Annotated in this window: 11 protein-coding genes; 6 read left to right on the forward strand and 5 right to left on the reverse strand. The window is 73.5% G+C overall.

The features are described 5' to 3' along the window. The 4 genes from VR44_RS04915 to VR44_RS04925 form a co-directional block, all read left to right on the forward strand. The coding region (locus VR44_RS04915; RefSeq protein ID WP_045946116.1) for a hypothetical protein at positions 1 to 214 on the forward strand (214 nt) is incomplete at its 5' end. Beyond that, positions 211 to 552: a DUF6247 family protein gene (locus tag VR44_RS04920; protein ID WP_045946117.1), complete on the forward strand. Its 342-nt coding sequence runs from the start codon at positions 211 to 213 to the stop codon at positions 550 to 552. The genes VR44_RS04915 and VR44_RS04920, both read left to right, overlap by 4 nt. Further along, positions 549 to 698 (forward strand): hypothetical protein, encoded by a 150-nt coding sequence (locus VR44_RS44790; protein WP_157880219.1) that lies wholly within the window; start codon positions 549 to 551, stop codon positions 696 to 698. The genes VR44_RS04920 and VR44_RS44790 overlap by 4 nt, the downstream gene beginning before the upstream one ends. A 182-nt stretch (positions 699 to 880) precedes the next feature. Further along, positions 881 to 1,237: a nuclear transport factor 2 family protein gene (locus tag VR44_RS04925; protein WP_045946118.1), complete on the forward strand. Its 357-nt coding sequence runs from the start codon at positions 881 to 883 to the stop codon at positions 1,235 to 1,237. Positions 1,238 to 1,395: 158 nt separating this feature from the next. On the opposite strand, the gene VR44_RS04930 is transcribed toward VR44_RS04925, so the two are convergent. The 3 genes from VR44_RS04930 to VR44_RS04940 form a co-directional block, all read right to left on the reverse strand. After that, positions 1,396 to 2,310: a Rossmann-fold NAD(P)-binding domain-containing protein gene (locus VR44_RS04930; protein ID WP_045946119.1), complete on the reverse strand. Its 915-nt coding sequence runs from the start codon at positions 2,308 to 2,310 to the stop codon at positions 1,396 to 1,398. 116 nt (positions 2,311 to 2,426) lie between these two features. After that, the gene (locus VR44_RS48310; protein WP_045946120.1) at positions 2,427 to 3,647 is read right to left on the reverse strand and encodes a cytochrome P450; all 1,221 of its coding nucleotides are present in this window, start codon (positions 3,645 to 3,647) and stop codon (positions 2,427 to 2,429) included. Then, positions 3,644 to 4,537 (reverse strand): isocitrate lyase/PEP mutase family protein, encoded by an 894-nt coding sequence (locus VR44_RS04940; protein ID WP_045946121.1) that lies wholly within the window; start codon positions 4,535 to 4,537, stop codon positions 3,644 to 3,646. Before VR44_RS04940 ends, VR44_RS48310 begins: the two co-directional genes overlap by 4 nt. Positions 4,538 to 4,705: 168 nt before the next feature. Between VR44_RS04940 and VR44_RS04945 the strand changes: the two genes are divergently transcribed. Continuing rightward, positions 4,706 to 5,569, forward strand: a complete 864-nt coding sequence (locus tag VR44_RS04945) for a helix-turn-helix transcriptional regulator (RefSeq protein WP_157880220.1) — start codon at positions 4,706 to 4,708, stop codon at positions 5,567 to 5,569. Here VR44_RS04945 and VR44_RS04950 read toward each other — a convergent pair. Both VR44_RS04950 and VR44_RS04955 read right to left on the reverse strand, forming a co-directional pair. Further along, complete coding sequence (locus tag VR44_RS04950; RefSeq protein WP_045946122.1) at positions 5,551 to 6,198, reverse strand: response regulator transcription factor; 648 nt, start codon at positions 6,196 to 6,198, stop codon at positions 5,551 to 5,553. The two genes, VR44_RS04945 and VR44_RS04950, sit on opposite strands and share 19 nt — an antisense overlap. Continuing rightward, a complete protein-coding gene (locus tag VR44_RS04955; protein WP_045946123.1) occupies positions 6,189 to 7,457 on the reverse strand; it encodes a sensor histidine kinase in 1,269 nt (422 codons plus the stop codon). The genes VR44_RS04950 and VR44_RS04955 overlap by 10 nt, the downstream gene beginning before the upstream one ends. A gap of 157 nt (positions 7,458 to 7,614) precedes the next feature. Between VR44_RS04955 and VR44_RS04960 the strand changes: the two genes are divergently transcribed. Next, positions 7,615 to 8,091, forward strand: a complete 477-nt coding sequence (locus VR44_RS04960; RefSeq protein ID WP_045946125.1) for a hypothetical protein — start codon at positions 7,615 to 7,617, stop codon at positions 8,089 to 8,091. The last annotated feature ends 1 nt before the right edge of the window (position 8,092 follow it).

Here is an 8,092-nt window from a genome sequence, read left to right on the forward strand (position 1 = left end):
GCGCGAGCTCGACCGGCTGCAGGCAGCCGTCACCGGGGCGAAGGAGGCGTTCGCGGAAGCCGCGGGGCGCATCGCCGTCGAGCTCGGCCGGGGCGGGAACTCCGCCGTCGCCCGGCACTTGGACGTCACCCCCCAGCACGTCTCCAACCTCGCTCTCGCCTTCAAGAACAAGCGGGCCGACCGGGCGGTGGCGGACAAAGGGGCAGCGGCATGACGACCGCGCCCCGGCCCTCCGGCATCCCGCCCATGCCCGAGCGGAACCCCAAGGCGCTGCGCGCCGCGATCGCCGAGCACACGCCGGCGCTCCTGCCCGACTTCGACGCCCACTGGAAGTGGGCCATCGCGGACACCTACGACCTCGCCCCCGTCCCTGCGTTCATGGCCCAGTGGTGGACGGAGTTCGCACTGGCCCGCGACCCTCGACTGGCCCGGACGGTGCACGACCTGGAGGCTCGCGCGGCCGACGCTGCGACCGCTACCGAAGCGAAGCAACTGCTGACACAGGCAGCGCACCTCCGCCGCGAGGCAGGCAAGGCGGAGCCCGGGCGGTGAGCAGTGCCTTCATGGGACCGCCCTGGCAGATGGACTGGGTCGACACGGCCCGGGCCACCCGGGACTCGCTACCCCGGCAGGTCCGCGAACTGATCGACGCCGCTGCCGACCCGCAGATCATCATCGAAGAGGTGTTCTGGCAGTAACCGCGCACGGGGAAGCGGCTGCGACCGGAAATACGAGGGGCCGCTTTCGAATGCGGAAATTGCCGAGGCATGGACAGGGGGCCGTCGGAGCGTATTTAATTTCCCTTGCGACCCGGCCGGTCCAGCCGACGGTCAGCCGTCCCTTTTCAGAGCAGCGAAACCTGAGCCGTGAGGAGTCCCGGATGTCGGACGAGCAGACGCGCAAGGTTGTCGAACAGTTCAATCAGGCATTTCGGCTGCACGACCCCGGCCTGCTGAAGGACATCCTCGCCGAGGACTGCCGGCTGGAGAACTCCGGGCCCGCGCCGGACGGGAGCAGGCACTCCGGGTATGACGAGTGCCTGCGGTTCTGGAGCTCGATCGCCGGCAACGAGAACATGGCCTTCGAGGTGGAGGACGTCTGGACGGCAGGAGAGCGGGCCGTGTGCCGCTGGACGTTGCGGTGGGGCAGCGGGCCGGAGGACTTCGTGCGCGGGGTGAACGTGCACCGGCTGGAAGGCGGGCTGCTCGCGGAGAGCTTCGGGTACGTAAAGGGCTGACGGGAATGAGGAGAAGGGGCCCGGACTTTCCAAGTCCGGGCCCCTTCTTCATGCCGACGAAGGCGGGGGAACAGGGAAATTACATTCCCTGTTCCCGTCGTCGCAGATTCGGGAAAACGGCGAATCGTAATCTGAATCGGAATCTGAATCAGACGGTCTCAGATCGAAAAGGGTGCCGCCTCCTGGGATTCGACGGCCGTCCGGAAACTGTGCAGGGCGCGGGCCCACACGCCGTCCCACTCGGCCAGGCGCAGCAGGTGCGGGGCGAGTTCGGCGGAGAAGGCCGTGGCGGCCTCGACGGGGAGGAGGGAGGGGAGGTTGTCGATGGCGATCAGGTCGAGGGGGCGGTCACCGTCGCGCAGGGTGCGGACGGGTGCGTCCCAGGTCGTGGTCTCGTCGTAGACGGGCAGCACGTTGCAGTCGGAGGTGACGTCACAGGTGACGTCAGAGACCAGGGAGAGGCGGCGGGCGGGCTCGTCCAGGTCGGCCTTGGTCAGGAACGGCGGGACGGGGGTGGTGGTCAGGACGGTGTTGACCAGGAGGTCGTGGGCGAGGAGGGCGTCGAGGGCGGGGCGGTCGGTGGGGACCAGCGGGGCGGTGAGGGCACCGCGGTGGTGCAGGACGGCGAGGGCGGCGCCGACATAGCCGGCCCAGTAGCCGAAGGCGGCGACGCGGCGGCCCGCTTCGTCGGTCAGGTACTCCATGTCGAGCAGGGCGCCACCGCCGGCGGTGAACCGGGCGAGCAGTTCGCGGGCCCCGGCCTGGCCCTTGTAGGCGTGGCCGAAGTAGATGTGCCGGTGGCGCAGGGCGGGAGCACCGGGCCCGGCGGGGAGTTCCTTGAGGCCGAGTACGTACGCCTCGTCGGGGGCCTGCTCGTGCCAGGAGCCGGTGGGGGCGGTGGCGCAGCCGGCGGCCGTGTAGTCGGCGAGGGGGAAGGCGCGCTGCGCCGACTCCTCGACGGTGATGCGGACCCCGGCCTCGACGAGGCGGGCGGCGTCCTGCGGGGTGAGGGGGGCGCGGCGTTCGGTGGGGCGGGCCTCGTGCCGCATCCAGAGGTGAGTGCTGTCCGGCATGTCGGTTCGTGTCCTGTCTGGAGACTCGGGGGTCGGTGACCCCTGGCCCGGTCGCGGTCGCGGTGACGGTGACGGTGGCGGCGGCCGCGCCCTGGACGTTCTCGCGCCGCGGTCCCTCAGAGGAGCGGGATCCGGGCGTTCGCCAGAGGGCGGTAGGCGGGGGTCGCTGTGGTGCTCCAGCCTGCCCTGCGGAGCTCGGTCACGACGGCGGTGGCGAGGACCGTGGCCAGCTCCCCGCCCGGGCAGAGGTGGGCTCCTGCACCGAAGGTGAACACGAGCGGATTCACCCGTTCGGTGGATAGCACGTGGGGGTCTGGGTTGACGGCGGGGTCGCGGTTGGCGCCGGCGAGGAGGACGAGCAGCTGCTGCCCGGGCTCCACGGTGGAGCCGGCGTGGGTGAACGGTTCGGCGGCGAAGCGGCGGGTGTTCTGGACGGGTGCGTCGTACCGGACCACCTCGCGCACGAGCGCCCCGGTGTCGGGGGTGCCGGCGCCCCGGGCGAGGGCGACGAGGGTGTTGCCGATGAGGCCGGCGGTGGCGTCGTAGGTCTGGGAGAGGAACCCGATGGCGTTCGACAGCAGGGGCCCGGGGTGCGCCCAGCCGCTCCGCTCGGCGGCGGCGACGAGCTCCCGCAGCAGGCCGTTCGCCCGGCCGGCGCGGTACGGGGACCGGGGGGCGGCACCGGCGGCGGGCGTCGCGTGCGGCAGCGGGGCCGGAGGGGCGGAGGTCAGGGGCGGGGCCAGGAGCTCGCGCAGGCGGGTCGCCGCCCGGGCCGCCGCCCGGTGGTCGGCCGGGGTGGCCGTGGCCGGGATGCAGCGGACGAAGTCGGCGATCGCGCGGGCCGCCTCACGGTCGGCGCCGTCCGTGAGGCCGGACAGGGCGGCCACCACCCGGGCCGGGACTCCGAACATCAGCTCCTCGTACGGGACTTCACCGCCCTCCGCCAGCACCTCGCGGGTGAAGCGGGCGGCCAGCTCACCGGCGTGCCCGAGGTCGGCGCGGGCCAGGGCCTCGGCCACGACCCCCTTGAGCCGGACCGCCGCCGCGCCGTCCGTCATCCGTACGAGCTCGCCGAAGACCTCCCCGGCCGCCGTACCGGCGACCCCGGCCGGCACCGGCTCCGCCACGGGCCGCACCCTCAGCGCACCGCTGCCCAGCACCGCGCGCACCGCCGCCGCGTCGGCGGCGACCCACGCCCCGAGCGCCTCGTCGAAGGCGAAGGGCCGCTCGGCCACCAGGCGCGCGTAGTAGGGGTAGGGGTCCGCGAGGCGGACCGCCTCGACGGGGGTGACGGGCTCGACGGTGCTCGTGGTGGTGGTGCTGGTGGTGCTGCTCACTGCTGACTCCTCGTGGAACGGTCGAGCGAGTGCGGCGAGTCGTGTTCGAGGAGGGCGTTGGCCTCGGCGTACGGAAGGGCGTCCGCGCCGAAGCCGAAGGTGCCGGACTCGGTGATCTCGCGGGCGGCGCGGGTGAGGGCGCCGAGCGCGGCACGGGACAGGGCGGAGCCGGTGCTGATGCGGCGGACGCCGAGGGCGCCGAGTTCGGCGACGGAGAGCTTCAGGGCGCCGGTCATCAGTACGTTGACGGGCCGGGACACTGCGGCGCAGACGGCGCGGATCGCCTCGGCGTCGGGCAGGGCCGGCGCGTAGAGCACGTCGGCGCCGGCGGCCTCGTACGCCTGGAGGCGGCGGATGGTGTCCGCCAGGTCGGGGCGGCCCAGGAAGAAGTTCTCGGCGCGGGCGGTGACCGTGAAGGGGAAGCCGAGCCCCTTCGCCGCCTCCACGGCGGCGGCGACGCGCTCGACTGCCTCGTCGACGGGCCGCAGCGGGTCCTCGTCGCGGCCGGTGGCGTCCTCGATGGAGCCGCCGGCCAGGCCGGCCTCCGCGGCGAGGCGGATGGTCTCGGCGACGTCCTCGGGGCGCTCGCCGAAACCGCTCTCCAGGTCGGCGGTGACGGGCAGTCCGGTCGCGTCCACGATGGCGGCGGCGTTGGCGAGGAGTTCCGCACGGGTGAGCCGGTTGGCCCCGTCGGGGCGGCCGAGACTGTGGGCGAGGCCCGCGCCGGTGGTGGCGAGGGCGGCGAAGCCGAAGGAGGCCAGGATGCGCGCGGTGCCGGCGTCCCAGGGGTTGGGGACGACGAAGGGGCCGGGGCCGTGGTGCAGCTCCCGGAAGGCTTCGCCGCGCCGGATCCGGGCGGCGGGGTCGGTGCTGGGGCGGGTGTCGTTCATGACGCCTGGACCTTCTCGGTGTTCGTTCCTGCGGTGGAACCAAATCTTCCCCGCCCGCCCCGGAGGAACCAGACCTACGATGGCTCCGGTTCACGCATTGCGGAAACCCACGGGGTCTCAACTGCGGCGAACAGCTCCATACCGGACAGACGGGGGCGGGTAGTGCACGTGGACGTGGACGCGGCCGGACGCGCTGAAGCCGCCCGGCGGAGCGGTGCACCCGAGGAGCCGGGCGAAGCGGCCCCGGCGGCAGAACCGCAGGCCTTCCTGCGGGAACTCGCGACGCACCTGGGCCTGCTGGCTCAGGAGGCCGCGCAGCAGGCGGCACGCCCGGCCCCGGCGCCCGCCGTCGGGGCGCCCCCGGCGGAGGAGGCGGTCGGGCCCGGCGTGCGGTACCTGCACGGCCTGGACAGCATCTCGGCGGCGATCGAGGAGGCCCTGGGTTCGGTCCGGCGGGACATCCTCACCGCGCAGCCCGACGGGGCGCGGCCGAGCGCGGTGCTGAAGGACGCGCTGGAATCCGTGCGCCGGCAGATCTCGGCGGGTATCGCGATGCGGACCCTGTACCAGCACACCACGAGGTTCGACGAGGCGACGAAGGAGTACGTCCGCGCCGTGACGGAGCACGGGGCCCAGGTCCGGACGCTCGAGGAGTTCTTCGACCGCCTGATCATCGTGGACGACACCGCGTTCATCTCCGCGAACGAGGACCGGACCACGGCGATCTCGATCACCGAGCCGACCATCGTCCGGTTCCTCCGCGACACCTTCGACAAGGCCTGGGACCGGGCGGAGCCCTTCCCCTTCGTCCCCCTGCACGCCGCGAAGGCGGCCGCCGAAGTGGTCCCGGCGATCCGGGAGTCGATCAGCCGGCTGCTGGTGGAGGGTTACTCGGACAAGGTCATCGCACGCCGCATGGGGATCAGCGAGCGTTCCCTCCAGGCCCATGTCGCGGCCCTCAAGCAGGAACTCGGCGCTTACAACCGGCTCCAGCTCGGCTACCTCCTGGGCCGCTACGACGCGTTCAGGTAGGCGAGGACCGCGCGGACGCGGCGGTTGGTGTCGTCGTCGTCCGTGATGCCGAGCTTGCCGAACAGGGAGGTCGTGTACTTGCTGATGGCGCCCTCGCTGAGGAACAGCCGGCGGGCGATGGCGTGGTTGGACAGGCCCTCCGCCATCAGGGCCAGTACGGAGCCCTCGCGTTCGGTGAGGCGCTCCAGCCCGCGGTCGGGGGCGCTGCCCGACAGCAGCTTCGCGATGACGGCCGGGTCCATCGCGGTGCCGCCCGCCGCGACCCGTTCCAGGGAGCCGATGAACTGGTCCGCGTCGAACACGCTCTCCTTGAGGAGGTATCCGACGCCGCCGGTGCCGTCGGCCAGCAGTTCGCGGGCGTAGAGCTGTTCCACGTGCTGGGAGAGGATGAGCACCGGCAGGCCGGGGATCTCGGAGCGGGCGGTGAGGGCCGCGCGCAGGCCCTCGTCCGACTGTGCCGGGGGCATGCGGACGTCGATGACGGACACGTCCGGGCGGTGCGTCCGCAGGACGTCGAGCGTCTCGGGCCCGGTGGCGGCCGTGGCCACCACCTCGTGCCCGAACGCCTCGATCAGGCGGACCATCCCGTCGCGCAGGAGGTACAGGTCTTCGGCTACGGCTATTCGCATGGCACGGCCATCCTGACACGGGTGGGGCCGCCGTGGGGGCTGGTGACCGTCAGCGTGCCGTCGAAGACGGCGAGCCGGCGGCGCAGCCCCGCGAGCCCGCCGCCGGGCCGGGCGTCGGCCCCGCCGCGGCCGTCGTCCTCGACCTCCACGACGATGCCCGTCTCGTCCCGTACGAGGGAGACGTGCGCGCGGTTCGCCCCGGCGTGCTTGACCGCGTTGGTGAGGAGCTCGGCGACGCCGAAGTAGACGGCGGACTCGATCGGCGGGTCCAGGCGCAGCGGGCCGGCGGCCCTGACCGCCACGTCGAGGGGGACGTCCAGCGCGAGCGCGCGCACGGCGTCGACGAGCCCGCGTTCGCTGAGGACCGGCGGGCTGATGCCCCGGATGAGTTCGCGGAGTTCGGTCAGCGAGGCGGCCGCCCCGGCGCGCGCCTCCCGCATCAGCGTCCTGGCCTGCTCCGGGTCGCGGTCCATCAGGGCCTCGGCGGTGGCCAGGGAGAGCCCGAGCGCGACGAGGCGGGCCTGCGCGCCGTCGTGGAGGTCCCGCTCGATGCGGCGGATCTCGGCGGCCTGCGCGACGGTGGCGTCCGCGCGCTGGGAGGTCAGCTCGTCCACCCGCTCGGCCAGCACCATCGCCGCGGAGGGGCCGAGGAAGCGGACGGCGACCCGGTGCAGGGCCCGCCAGGCGTACGGGGAACAGCCGACGGCCACCGCCGTCGCCGCCGCCCCGACGAGCCTCCCGACGGTCCCGCTCCCGGCCGGCCCGACCCCGGTCAGCCCGAGCGCGGCCACGGCGAGCGCGGCCGGCGGGAGGGCCGCCGCCAGCCCCGCGGTGAAGGGGGCGATGACGGCGAAGCGCAGGTCCCGCCAGGTGGCGGGGTCGCTCCACCACAGCCGCATCCGCTGGTCCATGACGGCGTCGCGGCGGCTGCGTTCGTAGCTGAAGCCGTTCCACCAGTATCCGGTGGACAGTTGCATCACCGGCCCGGCCTCCCGGTACCCGCCGGGTATCGCGGTACCGGTCCACCGCGCGACGAGCACCCGCACCGCCCGGCAGACGGACTGCGCCAGGGCGAGCGTGCCCGCGCACACGATGACGGCGGGCCCGATCCACGACCACGGGTGCTCCGCCCCGCACCACACCGCCAGCCCCACGGCACCCGCCCACACGGCCGGCACCGGCATGCAGACGGCGACGACGACGGCCGCCCGCCAGAACCCGGCCCCGGCCCGCACCACCCAGGAACGCACCCGTCCCATGGCTCCCCCTCGACGTCGACCACCTCGTCCGATGACCCCACTGTGCACCGTCGGGAGCCCGCGACCCCCCGGCTGAGGAGGGGAGTGGGGCTGGACCCACCCCCCTGTGGGTCCAGGCCGATACCGTGCCGTGCGGCGGCTCCGTAGCGTCGTGGCCATGGAAACCGACGCGAACACGAAGCCGAACGCCACCGCCGCCGCCACCGCCTCCCCGGCCCTCCTCGACACCCCCGGCGCCCGGGCCGCCTTCGCCACGACGCGGACCGCCGTCAAGGTCTACGGCGCCCTCACCACCGCCGCCCTCCTCGCGGTCGTCGTGGTCGCGAGCACGGGCCACATGGTGAACCCGTTCATGTGGACGCGGGCGATCCTGCTCCCCTTCATCACGGTGCTCCTGCACCGCCTGGCCCTCTCCACCGCCCAGGGCTCCCACCGCGCCTTCGAGCGCCTGCGGACCGTCACGGTCGTCTTCCCGATCGCGATCATCGGCGTCGACCTGATCCCGGGCGTCTGCCCGTGGTGGTACGCGGCCCTGCAGACCCTCTGCGTCCTCCCGGCCCTCCGCATCGCCCTGACGATGCGCGGAACGGCCTTGCGGACGGCGTTCCCGAAGAAGGGACGGGCGGTCCGCTAGG

The sequence above is a fragment of the Streptomyces katrae genome, assembly GCF_000966975.1.
Taxonomy (GTDB): domain Bacteria; phylum Actinomycetota; class Actinomycetes; order Streptomycetales; family Streptomycetaceae; genus Streptomyces; species Streptomyces katrae.